This is a genomic window from Pseudomonas sp. PB105 (assembly GCF_009764655.1).
GTDB classification, from domain to species: domain Bacteria; phylum Pseudomonadota; class Gammaproteobacteria; order Pseudomonadales; family Pseudomonadaceae; genus Aquipseudomonas; species Aquipseudomonas cyclaminis.
This window is the reverse complement of record NZ_RWIO01000093.1, coordinates 286,177-311,003: the sequence shown is the minus strand read 5'-3', so window position 1 is coordinate 311,003 and position 24,827 is coordinate 286,177. Positions and strand designations below refer to the sequence as shown.

Annotated in this window: 26 protein-coding genes and 1 pseudogene; 14 read left to right on the top strand and 13 right to left on the bottom strand. The window is 61.5% G+C overall.

The window, feature by feature from the left end:
* Window positions 1–14: 14 nt before the first annotated feature.
* Window positions 15–1,418, bottom strand: a complete 1,404-nt coding sequence (locus EJD88_RS24635) for a NorM family multidrug efflux MATE transporter (protein WP_158879231.1) — start codon at window positions 1,416–1,418, stop codon at window positions 15–17.
* Window positions 1,419–1,569: 151 nt separating this feature from the next.
* Between EJD88_RS24635 and EJD88_RS24630 the strand changes: the two genes are divergently transcribed.
* Complete coding sequence (locus tag EJD88_RS24630) at window positions 1,570–2,490, top strand: LysR substrate-binding domain-containing protein (protein ID WP_158879230.1); 921 nt, start codon at window positions 1,570–1,572, stop codon at window positions 2,488–2,490.
* A 177-nt stretch (window positions 2,491–2,667) separates the two neighbouring features.
* Window positions 2,668–4,644 carry a methyl-accepting chemotaxis protein gene (locus tag EJD88_RS24625; protein WP_158879229.1) on the top strand — a complete coding sequence of 659 codons (1,977 nt, stop codon included), beginning with the start codon at window positions 2,668–2,670 and terminating at the stop codon, window positions 4,642–4,644.
* Between the two features lie 36 nt (window positions 4,645–4,680).
* Here the strand turns inward: EJD88_RS24625 and EJD88_RS24620 are convergent, their stop codons facing one another.
* Together EJD88_RS24620 and EJD88_RS24615 are read right to left on the bottom strand one after the other, a co-directional pair.
* Window positions 4,681–6,177, bottom strand: a complete 1,497-nt coding sequence (locus EJD88_RS24620; protein ID WP_158879228.1) for a YifB family Mg chelatase-like AAA ATPase — start codon at window positions 6,175–6,177, stop codon at window positions 4,681–4,683.
* 141 nt (window positions 6,178–6,318) lie between these two features.
* Window positions 6,319–6,579 carry an accessory factor UbiK family protein gene (locus EJD88_RS24615; RefSeq protein WP_158879227.1) on the bottom strand — a complete coding sequence of 87 codons (261 nt, stop codon included), beginning with the start codon at window positions 6,577–6,579 and terminating at the stop codon, window positions 6,319–6,321.
* 422 nt (window positions 6,580–7,001) lie between these two features.
* Between EJD88_RS24615 and glnK the strand changes: the two genes are divergently transcribed.
* From glnK to sutA, 4 genes are all read left to right on the top strand, one after another.
* Window positions 7,002–7,340, top strand: coding sequence for a P-II family nitrogen regulator (glnK, locus tag EJD88_RS24610; RefSeq protein ID WP_002555808.1), 339 nt, complete (start codon window positions 7,002–7,004; stop codon window positions 7,338–7,340).
* 34 nt (window positions 7,341–7,374) lie between these two features.
* Entirely contained in the window at window positions 7,375–8,712 is a 1,338-nt protein-coding gene (locus EJD88_RS24605) for an ammonium transporter (protein WP_112192747.1), read from the top strand.
* Window positions 8,713–8,923: 211 nt separating this feature from the next.
* Complete coding sequence (locus tag EJD88_RS24600) at window positions 8,924–9,349, top strand: secondary thiamine-phosphate synthase enzyme YjbQ (RefSeq protein ID WP_112192746.1); 426 nt, start codon at window positions 8,924–8,926, stop codon at window positions 9,347–9,349.
* Between the two features lie 102 nt (window positions 9,350–9,451).
* Complete coding sequence (gene sutA / locus EJD88_RS24595) at window positions 9,452–9,778, top strand: transcriptional regulator SutA (protein WP_032884367.1); 327 nt, start codon at window positions 9,452–9,454, stop codon at window positions 9,776–9,778.
* A 122-nt stretch (window positions 9,779–9,900) separates the two neighbouring features.
* On the opposite strand, the gene EJD88_RS24590 is transcribed toward sutA, so the two are convergent.
* From EJD88_RS24590 to EJD88_RS24565, 6 genes are read right to left on the bottom strand one after another with little or no spacing between them, the layout of a single operon-like run.
* The gene (locus EJD88_RS24590; RefSeq protein WP_122305523.1) at window positions 9,901–10,596 is read right to left on the bottom strand and encodes an HAD family hydrolase; all 696 of its coding nucleotides are present in this window, start codon (window positions 10,594–10,596) and stop codon (window positions 9,901–9,903) included.
* Complete coding sequence (xerC, locus tag EJD88_RS24585; RefSeq protein WP_099585986.1) at window positions 10,593–11,492, bottom strand: tyrosine recombinase XerC; 900 nt, start codon at window positions 11,490–11,492, stop codon at window positions 10,593–10,595. The genes EJD88_RS24590 and xerC overlap by 4 nt, the downstream gene beginning before the upstream one ends.
* Window positions 11,493–11,494: 2 nt before the next feature.
* Window positions 11,495–12,211, bottom strand: a complete 717-nt coding sequence (locus tag EJD88_RS24580) for a DUF484 family protein (protein ID WP_099585985.1) — start codon at window positions 12,209–12,211, stop codon at window positions 11,495–11,497.
* 13 nt (window positions 12,212–12,224) lie between these two features.
* Window positions 12,225–13,055 (bottom strand): diaminopimelate epimerase, encoded by an 831-nt coding sequence (gene dapF, locus EJD88_RS24575; RefSeq protein ID WP_158879226.1) that lies wholly within the window; start codon window positions 13,053–13,055, stop codon window positions 12,225–12,227.
* Between the two features lie 3 nt (window positions 13,056–13,058).
* Window positions 13,059–14,306, bottom strand: a complete 1,248-nt coding sequence (gene lysA / locus EJD88_RS24570) for a diaminopimelate decarboxylase (RefSeq protein WP_158879225.1) — start codon at window positions 14,304–14,306, stop codon at window positions 13,059–13,061.
* A gap of 9 nt (window positions 14,307–14,315) precedes the next feature.
* Window positions 14,316–14,486 carry a lipoprotein gene (locus tag EJD88_RS24565; protein ID WP_010207449.1) on the bottom strand — a complete coding sequence of 57 codons (171 nt, stop codon included), beginning with the start codon at window positions 14,484–14,486 and terminating at the stop codon, window positions 14,316–14,318.
* 238 nt (window positions 14,487–14,724) lie between these two features.
* Between EJD88_RS24565 and cyaY the strand changes: the two genes are divergently transcribed.
* The 3 genes from cyaY to rnk all read left to right on the top strand — a co-directional run bounded on the left by cyaY (window position 14,725) and on the right by rnk (window position 15,823).
* On the top strand, window positions 14,725–15,057 hold the full coding sequence (gene cyaY, locus EJD88_RS24560; RefSeq protein WP_158879224.1) for an iron donor protein CyaY: 333 nt from the start codon (window positions 14,725–14,727) through the stop codon (window positions 15,055–15,057).
* A gap of 2 nt (window positions 15,058–15,059) precedes the next feature.
* Window positions 15,060–15,278 carry a DUF1289 domain-containing protein gene (locus EJD88_RS24555; RefSeq protein WP_158879223.1) on the top strand — a complete coding sequence of 73 codons (219 nt, stop codon included), beginning with the start codon at window positions 15,060–15,062 and terminating at the stop codon, window positions 15,276–15,278.
* A gap of 131 nt (window positions 15,279–15,409) precedes the next feature.
* A complete protein-coding gene (gene rnk / locus EJD88_RS24550) occupies window positions 15,410–15,823 on the top strand; it encodes a nucleoside diphosphate kinase regulator (protein WP_099585981.1) in 414 nt (137 codons plus the stop codon).
* On the opposite strand, the gene EJD88_RS24545 is transcribed toward rnk, so the two are convergent.
* The 3 genes from EJD88_RS24545 to EJD88_RS24535 all read right to left on the bottom strand — a co-directional run bounded on the left by EJD88_RS24545 (window position 15,820) and on the right by EJD88_RS24535 (window position 19,463).
* Window positions 15,820–18,660, bottom strand: coding sequence for a class I adenylate cyclase (locus EJD88_RS24545; RefSeq protein WP_099585980.1), 2,841 nt, complete (start codon window positions 18,658–18,660; stop codon window positions 15,820–15,822). The two genes, rnk and EJD88_RS24545, sit on opposite strands and share 4 nt — an antisense overlap.
* A 168-nt stretch (window positions 18,661–18,828) precedes the next feature.
* Window positions 18,829–19,083 carry a TIGR02647 family protein gene (locus EJD88_RS24540; RefSeq protein WP_099585979.1) on the bottom strand — a complete coding sequence of 85 codons (255 nt, stop codon included), beginning with the start codon at window positions 19,081–19,083 and terminating at the stop codon, window positions 18,829–18,831.
* 95 nt (window positions 19,084–19,178) lie between these two features.
* The gene (locus EJD88_RS24535) at window positions 19,179–19,463 is read right to left on the bottom strand and encodes a hypothetical protein (protein WP_158879222.1); all 285 of its coding nucleotides are present in this window, start codon (window positions 19,461–19,463) and stop codon (window positions 19,179–19,181) included.
* Between the two features lie 125 nt (window positions 19,464–19,588).
* Between EJD88_RS24535 and EJD88_RS24530 the strand changes: the two genes are divergently transcribed.
* On the top strand, window positions 19,589–20,248 hold the full coding sequence (locus EJD88_RS24530) for a glutathione S-transferase family protein (protein ID WP_158879221.1): 660 nt from the start codon (window positions 19,589–19,591) through the stop codon (window positions 20,246–20,248).
* A gap of 92 nt (window positions 20,249–20,340) precedes the next feature.
* Here EJD88_RS24530 and argH read toward each other — a convergent pair whose 3' ends face one another.
* On the bottom strand, window positions 20,341–21,735 hold the full coding sequence (gene argH, locus EJD88_RS24525; RefSeq protein ID WP_112192741.1) for an argininosuccinate lyase: 1,395 nt from the start codon (window positions 21,733–21,735) through the stop codon (window positions 20,341–20,343).
* Window positions 21,736–22,125: 390 nt separating this feature from the next.
* On the opposite strand from argH, the pseudogene EJD88_RS27645 reads away from it, so the two are divergent.
* The 4 genes and pseudogenes from EJD88_RS27645 to EJD88_RS27345 all read left to right on the top strand — a co-directional run.
* A pseudogene (locus tag EJD88_RS27645) lies at window positions 22,126–22,242 on the top strand (sensor histidine kinase); the annotation flags it as partial.
* Window positions 22,239–22,985, top strand: a complete 747-nt coding sequence (locus EJD88_RS24520) for a LytTR family DNA-binding domain-containing protein (protein ID WP_158879220.1) — start codon at window positions 22,239–22,241, stop codon at window positions 22,983–22,985. The pseudogene EJD88_RS27645 and the gene EJD88_RS24520, both read left to right, overlap by 4 nt.
* A 138-nt stretch (window positions 22,986–23,123) precedes the next feature.
* The gene (gene hemC / locus EJD88_RS24515) at window positions 23,124–24,065 is read left to right on the top strand and encodes a hydroxymethylbilane synthase (protein ID WP_158879219.1); all 942 of its coding nucleotides are present in this window, start codon (window positions 23,124–23,126) and stop codon (window positions 24,063–24,065) included.
* Window positions 24,062–24,823, top strand: coding sequence for a uroporphyrinogen-III synthase (locus EJD88_RS27345; protein ID WP_160385028.1), 762 nt, complete (start codon window positions 24,062–24,064; stop codon window positions 24,821–24,823). The genes hemC and EJD88_RS27345 overlap by 4 nt, the downstream gene beginning before the upstream one ends.
* The last annotated feature ends 4 nt before the right edge of the window (window positions 24,824–24,827 follow it).

Genomic DNA, 24,827 nt, shown 5'->3' with positions numbered 1-24,827 from the left:
GGAAGGGTAGGGTTTTACTCTGTTTGTGCAGCCTGAAACGAGGCTTGAACCTCAGGCTCCTGGCGAATCATCCGCTTCATCTTCGCCTCGAACGCCCAGGTCAGGCTTACCGCCGCACAGGCCAGGCCGAGTGCCAAACCCCACCATACACCGGTTGGCCCCCAGCCCAGCGTGAACGCCATCAACCACGCTGAAGGCGCGCCGATCAACCAGTAGCAGCCCAGCCCCACCAGGAAGGTGGTCTTGGCGTCCTTGAGTCCCCGGATGCAGCCCATGGCGATGGTCTGCACGCCGTCGAACAACTCGAACCAAGCCGCGACGGCCAGCAGGCTGACGGCGAGCACGATCACCTCGTGGAACGCCGGGTCGTCATGGTCGAGGAACAGGCCGATCAGCGGGTCGGAAAACAGCCACAACACCACAGCAAATCCCAACATTATCGTCGCCCCAAAGCTGATGCCGACGCGACCGGCCATGCGCGCCTGCAACAATTGCCCGGCTCCATAGTGCTGGCCGATGCGCATGGTCACCGCGTAGGACATACCCGCAGGGACCATGAATGCCACCGAGACGATCTGCAGGGCGATCTGATGCGCCGCCAGTTGCGTACTGCCCATGGTGCCCATGCACAGCGCGGCAAAGGCAAACAGCCCGACTTCGACCGCGTAGGTGCCGCCAATCGGCAGGCCCAGGCGCCACAATTCACGCAGGTATTGGGTATTGAGGCGCAGCAGGCCGGTGCTTAGCGGGTAGGCGGCGTAAGCACGGTTGCTGCGGATGTACCACATCAATGTCAGGGCCATGCCATTGGCGACGATGGCGGTGACCAGGCCAATACCCATCAAGCCGAGTTTCGGCAGGCCGAACATGCCTTCGATCAACGCGTGATTGAGCAGGTAGTTCAGCACCGTGCCGCCGAGGCTGATCACCATCACCGGGGTGGCCTTGCCGATGGCGCTGGTGAAGCCGCGCAAAGCCATGAAACTCAGGTAGCCGGGCAGGGCAAATGGCAGCATGGTCAGAAATTGCCCCGCCGACTGCACGTTGGTGTCGGTCTGGCCGAACATCAGCAGCACCGGCTTGAGGTTCCACAGCAGCAGCGCCGCGGCCAGCGCCATCAGCCAGGCGAGCCACAGCCCGGCCTGGGTCAGGCGGGTAGCACCTTCGATGTCGCCGGCGCCGTGACGGATCGCCACCAAGGTGCCCACGGCGGCGATCACCCCAATGCAGAAGATCGACACGAACGAATAGCTAGCCGCGCCCAGGCCTCCACCGGCCAAGGCTTCGGGGCTCAGGCGCGCCATCATCAGGGTGTCGGTCAGCACCATCAGCATGTGCGCCAACTGTGAAGCAATCAACGGCCCTGACAGCCGCAGGATGGCCCAGAGTTCGGTACGTGCCGGATGCTGCATGATCATCACACTCAGAAAGTCGGAGGGTCGGGAGGGTTTGATTCTCGGCCCTCTCAGCCCATTGCACAAAGGGATAAAAGCGATCATTCGCATGATTAAAACTCATGCCAGATTGATTCTGGTAGGGTTTAGGCGTCCTGCTGTCGGAGCTTTCCTTATGTCGCGTCGTCTTCCTCCTCTTTATGCGTTACGGGCATTTGAAGCAGCCTCCCGGCATAACTCCTTTACCCGTGCCGCCGAAGAACTGTCGATTACCCAGAGTGCGGTGAGCCGACATATCCGCACGCTGGAAGAGCATTTCGCCTGCCGCCTGTTCCAGCGAAGTGGCCGTAACCTTCAGCTCACCGAATCAGCGCGCCTGCTGTTGCCCGGTGTGCGCGAGGGGTTCGCGGCGCTGGAACGGGCCTGCCATACCCTGAACGCCGAGGATGACATCCTGCGCATGAAGGCGCCGTCCACCCTGACCATGCGCTGGTTGTTGGCGCGGCTCAGCCGCTTTCGGGCGTTACAACCGGGCAATGAAGTGCAACTGACCAGCGCCTGGATGAATGTGGATGAAGTGGATTTCAATCAAGAGCCTTTCGACTGTGCGGTGCTGTTGAGCTATGGGCACTTTCCGGCGGACTGGGAAGCCAGCTACTTGTTCCCTGAGTTGTTAATACCCGTGGGCGCGCCGAACCTGTTGAACGATGGCCCTTGGGACGTAAATCGCCTGGCCGCTACCGAGTTGCTGCACCCCACGCCCGACCGCAGGGACTGGCGCAAATGGCTGGAGCGCATGGGGCTGTCGAACCAGGTATCGCTCAAGGGCGGGCAGGTGTTCGATACGCTTGAACTGGGCATGATTGCTGCCGCTCGTGGTTATGGCGTGTCCATGGGCGATCTGCTGATGGTGGCCGAAGATGTCGCGCAGGGACGCTTGAGTTTGCCGTGGCCGACGGCGGTTGCGAGTGGGGAAAGTTACTATCTGGTGTGGCCGAAAACCCGTCCGGGTGGTGAACGCTTGCGGCGCCTGGCGGATTTCCTCCAGAGCGAGGTGCATTCCATGGTTTTACCTTCCGTCGAACGCCTCAATTGAAGGGTTCGCGCCTTATCACGCAACCGTTTGCGTGATACCCCTGCGATTCGCTCAAGTATTGCCAGGCGCAGCCGAAGTAGGTGTGTTGGAACCATCGTGCTCCAACGTTTCCCACCAGATAATTTGCCGAGCAGCGCTATGAGATCAGGATGATCCTGGCCTCGGCCAGGAGCTGTCATGTCTCAACCCCGCGCCCGGATCGCCTCGCAGTTAGGCCTCGCATTAGCCGTGATTCTGGCTGTCGCCATCGGCGGCAGTACCGTTTTCGCCTTGCGTTCCCTTGATTCCGCCAACCTCGATACCCGCGAGGAGCACCTGGCCAGCGAAGCGCGATTGCTCGCCGACCAACTCAATACGTTCCACAGCACGTTGCGCGAGAGCACCCAGCGTCTGACCGGACTGTTTGAGAAGCGCTTCAGCGCCGGGTTGCGGGTGCAGGCAGACCAGATGGTCGCGGTGGCCGGGGTCCAGACGCCGAGCTTGTTGCTGGGCAGCGAAGTGCTCAACAACAACTTCAGTGAAGTGGATGAGTTCAAGCAGATGTCCGGCGGCGTGGCCACCGTGTTCGTGCGCAGCGGCGACGACTTTGTCCGCGTCAGCACCTCCCTGACCAAGCAGGACGGCAGCCGCGCCATTGGCACTGTGCTTGACCGCCAGGGCCCGGCTTACCAGCGTGTGCTCGGTGGCCAGGCGTATATCGGCCGCGCGGTGTTGTTCGACCGCTCCTACATGACTCAGTACAGCCCCGTGCGCGACACCAGCGGCAAAGTGATCGCCGTGCTGTTCATCGGTTTTGACTACACCGACGCCCAGGCCGCGCAGTTCGAGAACCTCAAGCGCTTCCGCATCGGCCATACCGGTTCCCTGGCGTTGCTCGACGAGCAGAAGCGCTGGCTGGTGCCGCCAGCCGGTGTGCAGGCGTTGGATCAAGCGGTTCCTGTGATGTTGGACTTGGCCAAGACCCCAGGCAAAGGCCGCTTCTGGAGCGACAAGAACGAAGACTTCTACAGCGTTTCGGTGCCCTTCGATGGCGGCCCATGGGCCGTGGTCGCGAGCATGCCGAAGGCTGAAATCCGCGCGGTGACCTGGGCAGTAGGCATTCGCCTGGTGATCGGCAGCGTGCTGGCGATGCTGCTGGCGGTAGGCGCTACGGTGTGGCTGCTGCGCAGCAAACTGCAACCCTTGAGCGACCTGGTGCGCCAGGCCGAAGCCTTGGGCGCGGGCGACTTGAGTGCGCGTCTCAACGTGTCCAGCCATGATGAAATCGGCCAACTGGCCCGCAGCTTCAATCAGATGGGTGAAGCGCTGTCGACCATGGTTTCCCACATCCGCAAGGCGGCCGAAGAGGTCAACAGCCGTGCCCAGGCGCTGTCCGGGTTGTCCGGCGGGGCTTATGACGGCATGGAGCAGCAGTCCGGCGAAATCACCAGCATGGCTGGCGCGGTGGAAGAGTTCAGTGCAACGTCGCTGAATATCGCCGACAACATGGGCAACACCGAGCGTCTGGCCCAAGAGAATGCCCAGCAAACCCGTATCGGCCGCACCTCGATGCAAGAGGCGTCGTCGTCGCTGGAGCATATCGCGACCGCGCTGAACAGCACGGCCACGGTGATCAATACCCTCGGCCAGCGCTCCCAGGAAATCGGCGGCATCGTCGGTGTGATCACCTCCATCGCCGAGCAGACCAACCTGCTGGCGCTCAACGCCGCCATCGAGGCGGCTCGCGCCGGTGAGCAAGGTCGTGGGTTTGCCGTGGTGGCTGACGAAGTACGTAACCTGGCCTCGCGTACCCGCGAAGCCACCGATGAAATTTCCGGGATGATCCAGAGCATCCAGCGGGAGACCGGTAACGCCATCAGCACAATGGAGCACGGCAACACGCTGATGCAGGAAGGCCTGTCGCGCAACGCCGACGTGGCCTCGGCCCTGGCGCGTATCGACGAGCAGAGCCGTTCGGCCGGTCAGCAGTTCGCGGCGATTACCACGGCAACGCAAGAGCAAAGCAGCACCGCGACGTTGCTCAGCAGCAACTTGCAGAGCATCGCGCTGGCCAACAGCGAGCAGCGGGAAGTGGTGTCGAACCTGGCGATTACAGCCAAGGAACTGGAGACGTTGGCGGCTGGCTTGCGGCATGAAGTGGATCGCTTTCGCTGAAGCCATTGCGGTACAAAAATGTGGGAGGCGCCAGGCTCAATTGATCGCAGCCGGGCGGTATTGCAGCGCCTCCTTCAGATGGTCCCGGCTGATATTGTCCACTTGATCCAGATCCGCCAGGGTGCGCGCTACTTTGAGCAACCGATGAGCCGCCCGCAGCGACAAAGTCAGCCGCTCGCAGGCGCTCTCCAGCCAGCTTTCATCGGCTTTCGCCAACTGACAGTGCTCACGCAGCCTCGGCAGATCAAGAAAGGCGTTGGCGCAGCCCTGGCGCTGTTGCTGACGCTCCCGCGCATCGGCCACCAGGGCTGAGGCCGTTGCCGTGGTCTCTCCAGCCTGCTGGGTGGGATTGAGCGCAGTGGTTTCACGCGCCACGGTAAGGTGCAGGTCGATCCGATCCAGCAAGGGGCCAGACAGCTTGTTGCGATACCGCTGGATCTGTTCCGGCGTGCAGCGACAACGCCCAGTGGGCTCACCCATGTAGCCGCATGGGCAGGGGTTCATCGCCGCTACCAGCTGAAAGCGCGCCGGGAAACTCACGCGGTCGCGGGCGCGGGAAATCACGATATGGCCCGACTCCAATGGCTCGCGCAGAACTTCCAGCACCTTGCGATCAAACTCCGGCAATTCGTCCAGGAAGAGCACGCCATGGTGCGCCAGGGTGATTTCCCCTGGCTGCGGTTTCGACCCACCGCCCACCAATGCCGGCCCTGACGCCGAGTGGTGCGGCTGGCGGAACGGCCGGTGCGGCCAGTGGCTCAGTGGGGCGAGACTGACCACCGACTGAATGGCCGCCACTTCGAGGGCCTCCTGTTCGCTCAGCGGTGGCAGCAAACCGGGCAGGCGGCTGGCGAGCAAGGTCTTGCCGGTACCCGGTGGCCCACTGAACAGCAGGTTATGTGCGCCCGCTGCGGCAATCAGCAATGCCCGCTTGGCGGCCAGCTGACCCTGCACTTCGCTCAAATCAGGGTACGGCTTGTTCAGGTACTGCAAGCCATCGGACTTGTAGGGCTCAATCGGCACATGCCCATTGAGGTGCGCTACCACCTGCAGGAGGTGATCCACTGCAATCACTTTCAAACCCGACGCCAGGCATGCTTCCTCCGCGTTCGCCCGCGGCACTATCACCGTGCGCCCGGCCTTGCGCGCCGCTAAAGCCGCTGGCAACACACCTTTGACTGCGCGCACTTCACCGGACAACGCCAACTCACCCAGGCATTCAACGTCATCGAGCATCAACGCCGGCACTTGCACACTGGCGGCGAGGATCCCCAATGCAATCGCCAAATCAAAACGCCCGCCGTCCTTGGGCAGGTCGGCGGGCGCGAGGTTGAGGGTGATACGGCGCGAGGGGGATTGCAGGGCGCAGTTGAGAATGGCGCTGCGAACGCGGTCCTTGCTTTCCTTGACGGCGGTTTCGGGTAAACCCACCAGGGTCAAGGACGGCAAACCATTGGCCATGTGCACCTCGACGGTGACGGCGGGGGCTTCTACGCCGACCTGGGCGCGGCTGTGGACGATGGCGAGGGACATGCTCGTTCCTTGAAATGGGAGGCCGCTTCCTGCGGTTTTTCAAGGGTAGACGAGGTGGAGAAGGGCGAGGCGGGGAGGTTTTACAGAACGTATCCAGAGCAAAGGTGGGAGAGGACTGGCCCCATCCCACACTGATCGCATTTATTCAGCCGCAGGTGTCAACCGCGCTTCCAGCTCTGTGACTTTGGCCTCCAGACTCTCCAGTCGCGCACGGGTGCGGGCGAGCACCACCATCTGGCTGTCAAATTCTTCCCGGCTGACCAGATCAAGCTTGCTGAAACCACTTTGCAGCAAAGCCTTGAACTGACTTTCGATTTCATTGCGGGGCAGCGGGGTTTCGCCGCTGAACAGGCGAGAGGCGTGGCCGCTCAGGGCGTCGAGGAGGTCTTTGGGCGCGAGCATGGGAAATATTCCGGAAAACTGTTGGCGGGCAGTGTATCACGCAGCGTCTATAGTCTTTTTCACGGCCTGCGGCGCACGCTTTTCGCGCATCGGGCCGGGCGGCGTCGCACTGTTTTCGTGCGCATTGCAGCCGCCAAGTAGCCCCGTGGGTGGGGTTAAGCGGGCAAGGGACTGATTTCAGTGATTTTTACGGAGATGGCAAGGTTTCTGCTTAGACGATCATGACCCATGCACTGATGCAGTCGCTGTGACGAATGCAGTGCGCCGACGGATCAGGGGTACAGGTTTCGTCACCAGTGGTTCGCTGGCGTCCCAATGGCAACTGCCCTTGCGACGATGCGTTACAAAGCCAGGCACTGCGCTTAGACTTGAGACGGGTTTGTTTTCCTGGGGCAAGTCCACCAATTCGGGAGAGAGTTTTCATGAAGCTAGTCACTGCCATCATCAAGCCGTTCAAGTTGGACGATGTACGCGAGTCGTTGTCCGAGATCGGCGTGCAGGGCATTACCGTTACTGAGGTCAAGGGCTTCGGTCGGCAGAAGGGTCACACCGAGCTGTATCGCGGCGCGGAATACGTAGTCGATTTCCTGCCGAAGGTGAAGATTGATGTCGCCATTGACGACAAGGATCTTGACCGGGTTATCGAGGCGATAACCAAGGCCGCCAACACCGGCAAGATTGGTGACGGCAAGATCTTCGTGGTCAATCTGGAACAGGCTATTCGCATCCGTACCGGCGAAACCGATACCGACGCAATCTAAGCCGCCAAACCCCAACGCCCCAGGAGAAAACAATATGACTCTGCGTAAATTCGCAGGGCTCGGAGCCCTGTTGTCCATCGTAATGCCAAGCCTGGCCATGGCGGCAGACGAAGTGGCTGCTCCAGTCCTCAACTCCGGCGACACCGCCTGGATGCTGACCGCCACCGCACTGGTGCTGTTCATGACCATCCCCGGCCTGGCGCTGTTCTACGGCGGCATGGTCCGCTCCAAAAATATTCTGTCGGTGATGATGCAGTGCTTCGCTATCACTGGCCTGATCAGCATCCTGTGGGTCGTCTACGGCTACAGCATTGCGTTCGATACCACCGGTATGGAACAGGGTGTAGTCAATTTCAATTCCTTCTTCGGCGGCATGGGCAAGGCGTTCCTGGCGGGCGTGACCCCGGCCAGCATCACCGGGCCTGCGGCGTTGTTCCCGGAAGCGGTGTTCATCACCTTCCAGATGACCTTCGCCATCATCACCCCGGCGCTGATCGTGGGTGCCTTTGCTGAGCGCATGAAGTTCTCCGCGATGCTGATCTTCATGGGCATCTGGTTCACCCTGGTCTATGCGCCCATCGCGCACATGGTCTGGAGCGGCAACGGCGGCCTGATGTGGGACTGGGGCGTGCTGGACTTCGCCGGCGGCACCGTGGTGCACATCAACGCTGGTGTGGCTGGTCTGGTGGCGTGCATCGTGCTCGGCAAGCGTAAAGGCTTCCCGACCACCCCAATGGCACCGCACAACCTGGGTTACACCCTGGTGGGCGCGGCAATGCTGTGGATCGGCTGGTTCGGCTTCAACGCCGGTTCTGCTGCTGCCGCCAACGGCACCGCCGGCATGGCGATGCTGGTGACTCAGATCGCTACCGCTGCTGCGGCGCTGGGCTGGATGTTCGCCGAGTGGATCACTCACGGTAAGCCAAGCGCACTGGGCATTGCCTCGGGCGTGGTGGCTGGCTTGGTGGCCGTTACACCGGCCGCTGGCACCGTTGGCCCAATGGGCGCCCTGGTGATCGGCCTGGTGGCGGGCGTGGTCTGCTTCTTCTGCGCGACCAGCCTCAAGCGCAAGCTCGGCTACGATGACTCTCTGGACGCATTCGGCGTGCACGGTATCGGCGGTATCGTCGGTGCGATCCTCACCGGTGTGTTCGCAGCCCCTGCATTGGGCGGCTTCGGCACCGTGACTGACATCGCGGCTCAAGTCTGGATCCAGTGCAAAGGTGTCGGCTTCACCGTGATCTACACGGCTATCGTCACCTACGTCATCCTCAAGGTACTCGACATGGTCATGGGCCTGCGTGTTACCGAAGAGGAAGAGGCTGTCGGCCTCGACCTGGCGCAACACAACGAACGCGGCTACAACTTGTAAGTACGCGTTAAAAAGATGCCCGGCTTGCCGGGCATTTTTTTGCCTGGCGTTTGTCAGTCGTAAGAGGCTGTGCGGTTTTTTGCGCTGACTTTGTGATCGGGCGCGCACGGCACTTTTCACCGTGCGAATGTCTTACAGGCATGTAGGCGTATTCGACACTTTGTTTTTTCCCTGAGCGCGCTAGAATGCGCGCCGATGGGCGGAGAACTGTATGTGGCAACAGACCCTGATTACCCTGCGGGCCAAGCCCCGGGGCTTTCACCTGGTGACCGATGAGTTGCTCGCCGGCTTGCCTGAATTGAAGGCGTGTCGTGTGGGCCTGTTGCACCTGTGGTTGCAGCACACCTCGGCCTCGTTGACCGTCAACGAGAATGCCGACCCGGCGGTTCGCCGTGACTTCGAACGTTTTTTCAACGCGCTGGTGCCGCAAGGCCGTGCCGGGTTCGAACACAACGACGAAGGTCCGGATGACCTGCCGGCGCACTTCAAGGCCAGTCTCCTGGGCTGCCAGCTGAGTTTGCCGGTCAATGCCGGCCGCTTGGCGATGGGGACCTGGCAAGGTGTTTATCTGGGCGAGCACCGTGATCATGGCGGTGCTCGTAAAGTCCTCGCCACCTTGCACGGTGATGGGGCATAAGCCACTGGTTATCCAGTGGATGTTGATTTTTCTCCGGCGACCTCGACAGAGGGCGAAGCTGGGCTATAACTAATCTGCTTTTCGCAAGTCATGAGGTAGAACATGAGCGACGATGATCTGGAAAACGACGAACTCGAAGTAGGTGACGAAGACGACACCGAAGAAGGTCTTGAAGCTGCAGCGGAAGACGTTGCGGACGACGACGGTGGCGATGATGCACCTGCCCCGGCGGCCAAAGGCAAAGCCAAGGCAGCTGTTTCGGTAGATGAATTGCCGAGCGTTGAGGCCAAGAACAAAGAGCGCGATGCCCTGGCCCGTGCGATGGAAGAATTCCTCGCTAAAGGCGGCAGAGTGCAGGAAGTCGAGGCTAACGTGGTGGCAGACCCACCCAAGAAGCCGGATAACAAGTACGGCAGCCGACCTATCTGAGGTCAGTCACCTGCTTGTAAGAAAAAGCCCGCCGTCGCTGCGGGCTTTTTCATGCCTGTGAGCTTTGTGATCATCCAAATGTGGGAGGGGTTTTGCCCCCTCCCACATTTGGATCTCCAGTGTTATTGCCAGCTGCGTAGCAGTGCTGGCAATTCGGTCAGGCTGCGAATCTGCGCATCCGGGTGCTTATCGCCTTCCCACACCTTGCCTGTCGGGTTGAACCACACCGCCCGCAACCCAGCCTGCTGCGCCCCGGCGATGTCATCGCCCGGATGGTCGCCAACATGCACCGCCGCACTGGCGTCCACGCCACCACGCTGCAACGCCTCTTGAAACAATCGCGCATCCGGTTTGGCAATCCCGATATCTTCAGCGCGCAGGGCGAAATGGAAATAATCCGCCAGGCCAACGCGCTGCACATCGGCATTGCCGTTGGTGATCACGCCGAGCAGGAAGTGCTGGCGCAGGGCCTTGAGCATCGGCTCGGCTTCCGGAAACACGCTGATCTGGTGGCGGGCGTGAATGAACGCTTCGAAGCACACATCCGCCATCTCCGTGGCTTGCGGCTGTGGATATCCGGCCTCCTCGAAGGCGTGCATCAGCACCCGGTGGCGCAACACGCTGATGCGGTGCTTTAGCTCCGGATGACGTTGCAATACCTGTTGGCGCAGGCTGGCGAAATGCTCCAGCGGCAGATCACCGACCTTGGAGGCATGCACGGCCAGCCATTCGCGCATCGACGCTTCGGCGCTGATGATGACGGGTACGTTGTCCCAGAGCGTGTCGTCCAGGTCGAAGGTGATCAGCTTGATACTCATGAGTCGCCGCCCTTGATGCGTTTGGCCCGTGGATGGGCGCTGTCGTACACCGTTGCCAGGTGTTGGAAGTCCAGATGGGTGTAGATCTGCGTGGTCTTGATATCGGAGTGGCCGAGCAGCTCCTGCACGGCGCGCAGGTCCTGGGATGACTCCAGCATATGGCTGGCAAAGGAGTGCCGCAGCATATGCGGGTGCAGGTTCTGCCCCAGTTCGCGCTCGCCGGCGGCCTTGACCCGCACCTGAATCGCCCGTGGCCCCAGGCGCCGGCCTTGCTGGCTGATAAACACGGCGTCGTCCGCCGGGTTGGCCAGCGCCCGCAGCGGCAGCCAAAGTTGCAGGGCTTCGCGGGCCTTTCTGCCCACCGGCAGCACGCGGGTTTTGCTGCCCTTGCCGAGGACTTGCACCAGTCCGTCCGCCAGGTCCAACTGGTCCAGGTTCAGGCCGGTCAGTTCCGACAGGCGCAGGCCCGAGGAATAGAAAAGCTCCAGGATCGCCTGGTCGCGGTGGGCGAGGAAGTCGTCTTCCACGGCGCCGTCGAGCAATTGCAGGGCGCGGTCGGTGTCCAGGGTCTTGGGCAGGCGCCGTTCGCCCTTGGGCGCAGACAGGCCGTTGGCCGGGTCGTGATCGCACAGGCCTTCGCGGTTGAGGTAGTGATAGAGCCCGCGTACAGCCGACAGCAGGCGCGCCAGGCTGCGCGAGGACTGGCCGGCGTGGTGCAGGCGTGCGATCAGGCTGCGCAGGTTCTGGATATCCAGGGCCTTCCAACTGGTGACCTGCTGTTTTTCGCAGTAGGCCAGGACCTTGTTCAAGTCCCGTCGGTAGGCTTCCAGCGTGTGGGGCGACACCTGACGCTCGTTGCGCAGGTGAGCGCAGTAAGCGTCCAGTTGCCGTTCCATGGCTAGCGCACCGCGCGCAGGGCGGTGGTGAAGCGCGGTAGAACGCGGCCCAGCACTTCGGCGATATAGGTCAGGAACAGCGTGCCCACCGAGCTTTTGTAGTGCGCAGGATCACGGCTCGCGATGGCCAGCACGCCATGCAAACCTTGATGGCTGAGGGCGACGACTGCAGTGGAACCGATCTCCTTGCGCTGTTCGGCGCCAAACAGGAAGTCCAGCTCGTGCTCGCGCAGGGTGCCGCTGATGCTCTTGCCCTCGGACAACAGGCCGCCAATCGCGGTCTGCGCGTCGCTGCCGCTGACCCAACGGCCCACGGGCATCGGGTTGTCGCTGAACAGGATCAGGCTGACAAATGGCACCTGGAAGTCCTGGCGCAGGCTGTCTTCTACCGCGATCACGGTTTCTTCCAGGCTGGTGGCGTCCATCAGGGCAAGAATCAGGCGACGGGTCTTGTCGAACAGGCGGTCGTTGTCGCGGGCGACGTCCATCAGGTGCGAGAGCTTGTGACGCATCTCGATGTTGCGCTCGCGCAGGATCTTCATCTGTCGTTCCACCAGCGACACGGTGTCGCCACGCTGGTGGGGGATGCGCAACGCCGGCAGCAGTTCTTCGTGCTCGACGAAGAAATCCGGGTTCGCCTCAAGGTACGCCGCGACAGCAGCGGCCTCCAGACTTTCGCTCGGGGTTGCGGGTGCGGGTACTTGAGGCTTATCGGTCATTAGCTGGGCTCACTCATAGACGGACCTGTCCTTCGTATACACGCGAGGCCGGCCCGGTCATCAGCACCGGGTGGCCAGGGCCTGCCCATTCGATGGACAGGCGTCCACCGGGCAGGTCGATCAGCAGCGGCGAATCCATCCACCCCTGGCTGATCGCGGCGACGGCAGCGGCGCAAGCACCGGTGCCGCATGCCTGGGTTTCGCCGGCGCCGCGTTCCCATACACGCAATTGCGCGCGGGAACGGTCGATCACCTGCAGGAAACCCACGTTGACCCGCGCCGGAAAGCGCGGGTGGTGTTCGATCTTCGGCCCCAGTTCATGCACGGGGGCATTGTTGATGTCGTTGACCCGCAGTACGGCATGGGGGTTGCCCATGGACACGGCGGCGATGTCCACCGACTGGCCGTCCACATCCAGCGCGTAGCTGACGGCCTGCTCGGTGGCCTGGAACGGAATATCCGCCGGCACCAGGCGTGGCGCGCCCATGTTGACGCTGATCTGGCCGTCGCTGCGGATATCCAGTTCGATCACGCCGCTCTTGGTCTCGACGCGGATCTGGCGCTTGGCAGTCAGGCGCTTGTCCAGCACGAAACGCGCGAAGCAGCGCGCACCGTTGCCACACTGCTCCACTTCGGAGCCGTCGGAGTTGAAGATCCGATAGCGGAAATCCACCTCCGGGTTGCTCGGCGCTTCGACAAGCAGCAATTGGTCGAAACCAATCCCGGTATGCCGGTCGCCCCACTGTTTAGCGTGCTTGGGCAGGATGTGCGCGTGCTGGCTGACCAGGTCCAGGACCATGAAATCATTGCCCAGCCCGTGCATCTTGGTAAAACGCAGCAGCATGGCTTACTCCGGCAGCAGGCTTTCGCCAGCATACAACTCGGCTACCGTCTCGCGGCGACGCACTTCAAACGCTTGATCACCGTCCACCAGCACCTCGGCGGCACGGCCGCGGGTGTTGTAGTTGGAACTCATGACAAACCCGTAGGCACCGGCCGAATGCACGGCCAGCAGATCGCCTTCTTCCAGGGCCAACTGACGATCCTTGGCCAGGAAGTCACCGGTTTCGCAGATCGGGCCGACGATGTCATAGGCGCGGGCTTCGCTGTCGCGAGGCGTCACTGCGGTGACATTCATCCAGGCCTGATACAGCGCCGGGCGGATCAGGTCGTTCATCGCCGCGTCGACGATGGCGAAATCCTTGTGTTCGGTGTGCTTGAGGTACTCGACCTGGGTCAGCAGCACGCCGGCGTTGGCGACGATATAGCGACCGGGCTCGAACATCAGTGTCAGGTCGCGGCCTTCAATGCGCTTACGCACGGCCTGGATATAGTCGGCGATCAGCGGTGGCTCTTCATCGCGATAGCGCACGCCGACGCCACCACCGAGGTCGATATGGTGCAGGTAGATGCCGCACTCGCCGAGGCGGTCGATCAACGCCAGCAAGCGGTCGAGGGCATCAAGGAACGGCGGGAGGCTGGTCAGTTGCGAGCCGATATGGCAGTCGACACCCAGCACTTCCAGGTTTGGCAGTTGGGCGGCGCGGATGTACACATCTTCGGCGTCGGCAATGGCGATGCCGAACTTGTTCTCTTTGAGACCGGTGGAAATGTACGGGTGGGTGCCGGCATCGACGTCCGGGTTGACGCGCAGGGAGATCGGCGCACGAACGCCCATCTCGGCGGCTACGACTTGCAGGCGCTCCAGCTCGTCGGTGGATTCGATATTGAAGCAATGCACACCGACTTCGAGGGCGCGGCGCATGTCTTCGCGGCTCTTGCCGACGCCGGAGAACACAATCTTGTCAGCCTGACCGCCAGCCGCCAGTACTCGCTCCAGCTCGCCACGGGACACGATGTCAAAACCAGCGCCCAGACGCGCCAGGACATTCAGTACACCCAGGTTGGAGTTGGCCTTGACTGCGTAGCACACCAGGTGCGGTACGCCGTCCAGTGCGTCGGTGAAGGAGCGGTATTGCGCTTCGATGTGAGCGCGGGAGTACACGTACGTCGGGGTGCCAAAGCGCTGGGCAATCGCGGACAGCGCCACGCCTTCCGCGAACAGCTCGCCGTCCCGGTAGTTAAAAGCGTCCATGGAGTTCCCTTATTCGTAGGTGTCGTGCTTATGCGCTTTGGATGGCTTTTGCGACGATTGCGCCTGTTCATTCGGGTCTTTGCTGTCATCGGGCAGGTACAGCGGGCCTTTTTGACCACAGGCACTAACGAGGCAAGCGACCGCGACGAGCGCAGCAAGGGAAGAGATCAGGCGCTTCATGGCGAAATCCTTGAATATGCATTAATTGCGCCCGAGTATACCGACCACCCGCCAGCTTGCCTATGCGCTGAAATACCCGTCCGGCGGGGGTTTGCCGACACGAAGGTGAAGCAGGCTACGCTGGCAGAGGATATTTCGTACCGTCATCGGTAGCGAAATCGGTATCCTTTGCAATCGGCGAAGCTCGCCCGTATCGTGCGGCGCTTGAGCAAAACCAGACACTTTTGAGGTTGCCACAATGAGTTTGACCGAAGCCCGTTTTCACGACCTGGTGGATTCGACCCAGCAGGCGCTGGAAGATATTTTCGACGACAGCGGCCTGGACGTGGACCTGGAAAACTCGGCCGGCGTGCTGACCGTCAAGTTCCAGAGCGGCCAACAGTTGATCTTCAGCCGTCAGGAGCCGCTGCGTCAGTTGTGGTTGGCGGCGCGTTCCGGTGGCGTTCACTTCGACTACGACGAAGAAAGCGGCAAATGGCAATGCGACAAGAGTGAAGAGCTGCTGGGCGAGATGCTCACGCGCCTGGTCCAGGGATATACCGGCGAAGAGCTGGATTTCGACGAGATTTGACTGTGACCCAGCCTGTACCTGTCCGCCCGCCCAAGCCGCTGTTCAGCAATGTGAGCCCTGCGGTGCCGTCACCTTGTATCAGTTTGTGTCGCCTGGACGAGCAAAAAGTCTGCCTCGGCTGCTTTCGCCACGTCGAAGACATCCGCGAATGGCGCTCCGCCGACGATGCGCGGCGCCGGGTGATCTGTGCCGAGGCCGAGCAGCGCAGGGCGAACGCCTGAGGCTGTCTTGTTTATTTGTGACGCTGTGGTAGTGTCCGGGTACGCCTCAACTCACCGAGGCCCGTGAGAACCCCGCCTTTTTTTGGCGGGGTTTTGCTTTTTTGTGCAGAAAAAAGGAGTCTGCCTGAATCATGACCACCGCACCGTCCATCATCCTCACCCGTCTTGACGTGCAGCGTCTGGAGCAATTGATCGACCGCTTGGGCGACGCAACTCCCGGCGTCGAAGCGTTGCAAGCCGAACTCGACCGCGCCGAAGACGTGGTCGGTCACGATGAAGTGCCTGCGGGTGTCGTGACCATGAACTCCAGCGTGCATTGCCGTGAGCAAGGCAGCGGCAAGGACTACCACCTGACCCTGGTCTACCCGAAAGACGCCAATGCCGATGAAGGCAAAATCTCGGTCCTGGCGCCAGTGGGCAGCGCATTGCTCGGCCTGCAAGTGGGCCAGCACATCGACTGGCCTGCACCGGGCGGCAAGACGCTGAAGCTTGAATTGCTCAGCGTTGAAGGCCAACCCAAGGATGGCGGAGCGTTCCCGCTTTAAATCTGGCTCAGCGCCGCATTTAGCGACAGCTCCAGCTCGGCCTTGTAACGCAGGTAAAGGTTGCTCGGGCTCTGCACATCGCCGAGCAGGCCCGATAGATCAAGGTCGGTGATGTAGCAGCGGTAGCGTTCGGTTTCCCGGCGCTGCCCGACGATCTCCTGGGCGACCACGGCAAATAGCTGGTCGCCGAACTCCAATTCGCAAAACTCCCGTTGATTACAGTACAGCGTGATGCCCACTTGGCCGGGTGCTGCCTTGCCGATAATCGCCTGCACGTCGTAAAACGGTTTGTTCGTCGGGTTGTGCGGCGTCGGGCGGGGCTCGATGCCGCGTGCGCGGCCGTTGCCTGACGGCAATAATTGGTAATACAAGGTCTGCGCCGCGCCCAGCGGCTGTTGCGTGTCCAGCGGCGACAACGCCTCGCGACGATAGATGATTGATTGCAGGAAGCGCTGCAACGGCGCCAACAGGCTCTGCTCATCATGAAACGGCAGGCGCTGTTGCCACAGTGCGTTGAACTCATCCAGCACATACAGCTCGGCGAAACCTTCATTGACCCGGTAGAACACCTGCACGCAATCGGCCATGCCCATGGGCAACAGCAGCGCCAAGTCGTGGTCTTCCAGCGCCATGGAATCCAGATGCAATGGGCTGTAGCTGGCCAGCTCTTCACTGAGGTAGGCGATCAGCGCGTCCTGGGTTGCCAGTGACACGTGGGTGGCCTGGCCCGGCGTCAACTCCATCACGTGGTAGTGCTGCTGGACTTGCAGCAAGTACCGGTGATTGGACTGACCCAGCAGCAGGTTCTGCGCGGTGTCGAAGATTTCTTCCACGCGCTGGGCAATGAATTGCGCACGGTTGTGACAGAAGCAGCGCACCCGCAGCCGTGGCAGGTGGTCCGGCGGCAGTTGATTGAGGTAGTCGCGCAGGCAGTCGAGCAAGGCGTGCGGGCCGTCGTAACGGCTGACCATTACCTCGTTCCAGCTGTTGAGCGTGACCTGGTCCAGGGTCAGCACCAGGTTATCGCGCACCCCGGCATAGCTCAGGGAATCGGTGCGCTCGGTGGTCATCAGGATATTCAGGTCGCGGTGATGCTTGAGCGGGTCGACGCCGACGTTGATCAGCAGCAACACCTCCTCGGGCACCGCCGAGCGCAGCAGGCTGATTTCATCGACGCTGGTCAGGGGCAAGGCGACGGTCTGCTGCAGGCTGCCCAGCAGGTTGAACAGCTCGAATTCGGTCATGTCGCTGGTGCCGGGGTGCAGCGCCAGGCGCGTGCTGCTGTCGATCACGCCATTGCGATGGCACCAGGTGAGCATCTCCAGCAGGTCGCGGCTGCGCTTGATCGGCGCGAAGTGCTCCCATTCCAGCGCGGTGAGGTTGCCGTTGTACAGACCCCAATGGTGCTGGCCCGGTTCCTTGCGGTTGGGCGACTGCACCAGGGTCAGGGTGTCTTCGGCCAGGTCCGGGGCGATGCCGGGGTTGATGAACTCGACCTTGCCGGCCTTGCGCTCGAAGGCGGCGTACAGGCGCCGGCCCAGCACATTGAGATCGCGCTTGTTGATCAGGCTGACGGTCTGTTCGGTACGGGCAAACTGGGTCAGGAAGCGATAGCTGTAGTTCAGCTCGCTGACCAGCGCACGACGCTCTGACGCCACCTGGCGCACTTTCCATTGGCTGCGGCTGTCCAGCAGGGCCAGTTGACGCTGGTCCCAGCCCCACTCGTGGGCGAGGCGCTCCAGCAACAGTCGCTGCCAACTGGTGCTGCGTTGGCCGGCGGTGAGTTTGCGATTGACCTTCAGGTACAGCGCACGGCGCACCAGCTCCAGGCGTTCCGGCTCGTTGCGGGCCTGGAGGTATTCCTCGATGCGGCGGTACACCACGATGTACGGGTCCAGCTCATCCAGGTCCATCTGGTTGGCGAACACCGCGCGCTTGAAGCGCAGGCTCAGGCAGTGCACGTTCGGGTGCTCGCTCGCGTAGACCTCAGTCAGCAGCAGCTTGAGCACCGATTTGTAAGGCGACTCGATGCCTTTGAACAGTTGCCACAGCCCCGCGCCAATGAATTCACCGGGGGGAATATGCGCGAGGTGGCCCAGGTCGAGGGTTTCATCGGCGCGAATAAACCGCTTGGAAAGCAGCGTATGGGTGAATTCGGCGTAACGGGTTTCTTCGTATACCGGCACCAGCCACCAGATCGGCGTGCGCCCGGCCAGCCAGATGGCGGTGCGGTAAAACTCGTCCAGCAGCAGGTAATGCTGGGTGGTGCCGCAGTCGTCGGAGCTCAGCTGGGTGTCGCGTTCACCGAGCACAAAGCGCGTCGGCTCGATCAGAAAGAAGTGCGCCTCGGCGCCCATGGTCAGGGCCCAGGCTTCCAGCATCTGGCATTTCTTGCGAAGTTCGGCCTGCTCGTTTTCGCTCAGGTCGGGAGCGTGGCAGACCCACACGTCCATGTCGCTCTGATCCGCCTGGGCCAGGGTGCCAAGGCTGCCCATCAGGAACAGGCCATGGATCGGCTTGGGCTGATTGACCGGCCGCGGCTTGTAAGAGAACGAGCGGGTCAGGCGTTGGGCTTCGGCCAGGGCCTGGGCGTCAGGTTCGAAGTTCGACAGCCCGGCCGGCGTGCTGCCCGATACATAGCCGGGCAACAGCGGATGATTGACGTGGAAAAACAGCGGCAGCAGGGTCAACACGCTTTGTTGGCGCGGCGTCAGTCCCTCAACGGCACGGGCCATGCGGCCTTCGTTGAGGGCCATGAAGCGCGCGCGCAGTTGGGCCAGCACCTTGCGGTCGATGCCTTCGTCCAGGTCCGGGCGGATTTCATGGGTGCGGGTCATGTCGAACTCGTGGCTCGCAGAGCCCGACGTGGGCGGCCGTGTAGGAGTTTACAGTCAGTGGCGTAGGAGTTTTAGAGGGAAAGCAGCGTTTGATGCCAGAATTTTCTCACGTTCACAGCAAAGCCCTCGGAATCCGCAATGGGCGGACTCCATGGGCGGTAGTCGGTATCAGGCGGCTTCTTTGGTGTTGGCAGTGGTCAAAATGGTAAGCAGGGTTTGGGCCTGCTCCGCAGCGTCCCGGCCAAGGCTGGTGAGGTAGCCTCCGTCCGGCTGGTCGATCAGTCCTTTTGCATGGAGTCGCTTGGCAGCGGCGATAGCAGTGGCAGCGGCGGTCTGGTGGACTTTCAGACCTTCCTTGGTGCTGTCCAAGGGAAAGAGTACAAGGATTTCCAGTTCGGCAACCAACTCAGGGGTATACGACATAAGGACTCCAGACTTTCTAAAATTTATTAGAGGCTAGCAGACCATAAGGTGAACGCACTTTGCCGAACTGTCCAGCGTGTTGCGGTGTGCCGGGGTTATTCCTTTTCCGGCGGCAACTCAGGCAACGCCCGCAGCGCGGTTTCATACCACTCGGTATTGAAGGCGCGGTCTTCTTCCAGCATTGCGTCAATCTCGAAAGCAAGCACGTGTGCCATCAGATTCAGGATGTCTTCACGCTCATAACCCACCAACGTCAACTTGTTGAAGGTAGCTTTGGCGGCAGGCGGGTTGTCGCTTTCGATCTGATTTTCGATGGCTTGAATCAGCGTGCTTTCGGTGAATTCTTCTTCGTCGTTGTCGATATCGGTCGGCTCGCTCATGGCAGGCTCCTCAAGGAAAGGGCGCCAGTCTACCCCCATTCAGGCAGGTGATGCTGCTGGTCAGGCCGCGCCCCAGGCTCTATAACTCCTGCAGCCAACCCCGCACACGGCCTGGAGGCTTTGCGATGCTCAAGCTTTACGGATTTTCGGTCAGTAACTACTACAACATGGTGAAACTGGCGCTGCTGGAGAAAGGGCTGCTATTTGAAGAGGTGCCTTTCTACGCTGGCCAGACCCCGCAAGCCTTGGAAATCAGCCCGCGTGGCAAGGTGCCGGCGCTGGGCGTGAAGCAGGGGTTTATCAACGAAACCAGTGTGATCCTCGAATACATCGAGCAAACCCAGGAAGGTCCGTCGCTGTTGCCAGCCGAGCCATTCCAGCGCGCCCAGGTGCTTGCGCTGTGCCGTGAAATCGAGCTGTACATCGAGCTGCCTGCCCGCGCGTGTTTTGCCGAAGCGTTCTTCGGCATGCCGGTGCCGGAGGCGATCAAGGAGAAGTCCAAGGCGGAGTTGTTGTTGGGTTTTGGTTCATTGGGCAGGCACGGCAAGTTCGCGCCGTATGTGGCGGGGGAGAGCTTTACGATTGCCGATTTGTATTTCATGTACAGCGTGAACCTCGCCTGCGCGGTGGGCGAGAAGCTGTTTGGCCTGGATCTGCTGGCTGAAATGCCGGCGGCCAAGGCGTTGCTGGAAAGGTTGCACGCCATGCCCAACGCTCAGAAAGTGGCGGCGGACAGAGAGGCGGCGATGCCGGCGTTTATGGCGATGATCGCGGCCAAGAAATAGATTTTGGCGTCTGGCAGGACGCTATCGCGGGCAAGCCCGGCTCCCACATTGGAATGCGATTTCCTGTGGGAGCTGGCTTGCCTGCGATGCTTTTAGCGGCTGGCGAGCAATTCCTGGCCGCGCAACACAGCTGCCTTCACCTGCGCCGGCGCTGTGCCGCCGACGTGGTTACGGGCATTCACCGAGCCTTCCAGGGTCAGCACGGCAAACACGTCCTGCTCGATCTGGTCGCTGAATGTGCGCAGTTCTTCCAGGCTCATTTCCGCCAGGTCCTTGCCGGTGTCCACGCCGTATTTCACGGCATGGCCGACGATTTCGTGGCAGTCACGGAACGGCAGGCCACGGCGCACCAGGTAGTCCGCCAGGTCAGTCGCGGTGGAGAACCCACGCAAGGCCGCTTCGCGCATGATCGCGTGTTTTGGCTTGATCGCCGGGATCATGTCGGCAAAGGCACGCAGCGAGTCGCGCAGGGTGTCGGCGGCGTCGAACAGCGGTTCCTTGTCTTCCTGGTTGTCTTTGTTATAGGCCAGCGGCTGGCCTTTCATCAGGGTCAGCAAGCCCATCAGCGCGCCGAATACACGGCCGCTCTTGCCACGTACCAGCTCTGGCACGTCGGGGTTTTTCTTTTGCGGCATGATCGAACTGCCGGTGCAGAAACGGTCCGGCAGGTCGATGAACTGGAATTGCGCGCTGGTCCACAGCACCAGCTCTTCGGAGAAACGTGACAGGTGCATCATGGCGATGCTGGCGGCGGCGCAGAATTCGATGGCGAAGTCACGGTCCGACACGCCATCCAGGGAGTTGCCCCCTACGGCGTCGAAGCCCAGCAATTGCGCGGTGTACTCACGGTCGATCGGGTAAGTGGTGCCGGCCAGCGCGGCGCTGCCCAACGGCATGCGGTTGGCGCGCTTGCGGCAATCCACCAGGCGCTCGTAGTCGCGGCTGAGCATTTCGAACCAGGCCAGCAGGTGGTGGCCGAACGTCACAGGCTGGGCGGTTTGCAGGTGAGTGAAGCCGGGCATGATGGTGTCCGACTCGCGCTCGGCCTGCTCCAGCAGACCTTTTTGCAGGCGAGTGATTTCGGACAGGATCAGATCGATTTCGTCGCGCAGCCACAGGCGGATATCCGTGGCCACCTGGTCGTTACGGCTACGACCGGTGTGCAGCTTCTTGCCGGTCACACCGATACGGTCGGTGAGGCGGGCCTCGATATTCATGTGCACGTCTTCCAGGTCGACGCGCCAGTCGAACGTACCGGCCTCGATCTCACCGCGGATGGTGGTCAGGCCGTCGATGATGCTGTCGCGTTCGGCGTCGGTCAGTACGCCGACTTTGGCCAGCATCGTCGCGTGGGCGATGGAGCCCATGATGTCGTGGCGGTACAGGCGCTGGTCGAAGGTGACGGAGGCGGTGAAGCGGGCGACGAAGGCGTCGACGGGTTCACTGAAGCGGCCGCCCCAGGACTGGTTGGTCTTGTCGGTGCTCATGGATTCGCTCGTGGTCTGCTTAATAAAGAGGCGTGGAAGTCTGCCGGCGATAATAACAGGGTTGCCCGTGGAGGCGGTGCTGCGGGTCGTCGGCATTTTTATTTGTGCAAAGGATGGCTAAGTGCCTTGCCGCCGACCGCGTCCGGGAAGAGACTGGAGGCAGGTGTTTATTGAAACGATATTTGACGATTGAGCAATATCGTTCCAGTGAGCGTCTACAGTTGGACTGATAGTGTGTGAATGCACCAAAGTCGGGTATTGCGGTCAGAGCCTGACTATCCATTTAAAAGGGGGGTATTCGGATTGTGTATCAGCAAACCCTACGACGATGCCCGATGGCAGCAGGTTTTGGGCGCTATTGAACAGGTCCGGGTAAATATGGGTGCCGCTGTCGGGGCACTTTTTGCCGCTCGCGCTAGTCTTAGCGTGGATCGCTGTGACGCAAGTCACCGCACCTGTCTACGTTATCCTTGTGCGAGACTCACGCAGGAATCCAGCGCTATATGAATGTCCTGATCGTTGATGACGAACCCCAAGCCCGCGAGCGACTGACCCGCTTGGTCAGTGAGCTTGAGGGTTATACAGTCCTTGAGCCGAGTGCCTCCAACGGGGAGGAGGCGTTGACGCTGATCGACAGCCTCAAGCCGGACCTGGTGTTGCTCGATATCCGCATCCCGGGCCTTGATGGCCTGCAAGTTGCCGCCCGGCTGAGCGAGCGGGAATCGCCGCCTGCCGTGGTGTTGTGCGCCGCGCAGGAAGAGTTTGCCGAACAGACACTGGAAGCCAGTGGCGTCAGCTTTGTGATCAAGCCAGTGACTGGCGACGCCTTGCTCAAGGCCCTGAAGAAAGCCGAGCGCCCCAACCGCGCTCAACTGGCCGCCTTGACCCAGCCTGCCGCCCAAAGTGGTAACGGGCCGCGCAGCCACATCAGCGCACGTACACGCAAAGGCATTGAGCTGATTCCGCTGAGCCAGGTGGTTTACTTCATTGCCGATCACAAGTACGTGACCCTGCGACATGAGGCCGGCGAAGTGTTGCTCGATGAGCCGCTCAAGGCCCTTGAGGATGAGTTCGGTGACCGCTTCGTGCGTATCCACCGCAACGCACTGGTGGCCCGCGAGCGCATCGAGCGCCTGCAACGCACACCCCTTGGGCACTTCCAGTTGTTCCTCAAAGGGCTTAACGGCGATGCGTTGATTGTCAGCCGACGCCATGTCGCCGGCGTGCGCAAAATGATGCAGCAGCTTTAGTCCGAGGGCTCCAGCGAGGTCTGCATTCCTTATCCCGGTGCGATGTGGCCAGGGAGGCCCCGCACTTGCTGATTCAAATCAAAGCGCATTTGCCTGAGCTGTTATTATCTGCCGTATCTACCCAGTACGGATTGATCCATGTCCTCTCGCGAAATCCGCATCGCCACCCGTAAAAGTGCCCTGGCCCTATGGCAGGCCGAATACGTCAAAGCACGCCTTGAGCAGGCCCATCCCGGCCTCACGGTGTCCCTGGTGCCCATGGTCAGTCGCGGCGACAAGCTGCTCGACTCGCCGCTGTCGAAGATCGGTGGCAAGGGCCTGTTCGTCAAGGAACTGGAGACGGCGCTGCTGGAAAACGAAGCCGACATCGCAGTGCATTCGATGAAAGACGTGCCCATGGACTTCCCCGAAGGCCTGGGCCTTTTTTGTATCTGCGAGCGCGAAGACCCGCGTGATGCCTTCGTTTCCAACACCTATGCGTCCCTGGATGAGCTGCCGCTGGGTAGTATCGTCGGCACCTCCAGCTTGCGTCGCCAGGCCCAGTTGCTGACCCGTCGCCCGGACCTGCAGATCCGTTTTTTGCGCGGCAACGTCAACACCCGTCTGGCCAAGCTGGATGCCGGCGAATATGACGCGATCATCCTCGCCGCTGCCGGTCTGATCCGCCTGGGCTTCGAAGACCGTATCACCTCGGCCATCAGCGTCGAAGACAGCTTGCCTGCTGGCGGGCAGGGCGCCGTGGGCATCGAATGCCGCACCGCCGACCGTGAAATCCACGCGCTGCTCAAGCCTCTCGATCACCACGATACCGAAGTGCGCGTCACGGCCGAGCGTGCCCTGAACAAACACCTCAATGGCGGCTGCCAGGTGCCCATCGCCTGCTACGCCGTGCTTGAAGGTGAAAGCCTGTGGCTGCGTGGCCTGGTCGGCGACCCCGACGGCGGCACCCTGCTGACGGCAGAGGTGCGCGGGCCGCAGCGTGATGCCACGGCCCTGGGCATCCAGGTCGCCGAAGAACTGCTGGATAAAGGCGCCGGCGCCATCCTGCAAAAAGTCTACGGTGAGGCCGGCCCGCAGTGAGCGGATGGCGAGTGCTGCTGACGCGGCCTGCCGAGGAGTCGACAGCCCTGGCGGTGTCGTTGTCTGAAGCCGGCATTTTCAGCAGCAGCTTGCCCTTGCTCGACACTGAGCCTTTACCCGTCACGCCCGGACAGTTGGCTGTATGGCGCGACCTGGACCGCTATTGCGCAGTGATCGTGGTGAGTAAGCCCGCTGCGCGACTTGCCGTGCAGCAATTGGCTTTTCGTCCCGCGCCGCCAATGCCTTGGTTCAGCGTCGGCGCGGCAACAGCGCAGGTACTGGCCGATCATGGCCTGAACGTTCACTATCCCCAAACCGGCGACGACAGCGAGGCCTTGCTTCAGCTGCCGGCGTTGCGCGAGGCTGCTGCACGCCCTGGTTCGCGGGTGTTGATCCTGCGGGGCGAGGGCGGTCGAGAGCTGCTGGCGGAGCGTTTGCGCGAGCAAGGTGCTAGTGTCGACTATCTGGAGTTGTACCGCCGTTTTCTTCCAGACTATGACGCCGGTGTGCTGGTGCAACGTATCCAGTTGGAACGCTTGAACGGGCTGGTGGTCAGCAGTGGGCAGGGTTTTTTGCACCTGCAAGCCTTGGCCGGCTCCCATTGGCCACAGGTGGCACAGCTGCCGTTGTTCGTGCCCAGCCCACGCGTCGCCGAGATGGCGCGGGCTGCTGGCGCAGAAAAAGTTGTGGATTGTCGCGGCGCGAGTGCCGCGGCTTTGTTAGTGGCGTTACGGAGTCATGCCGTTCCCACTCTCTGATACG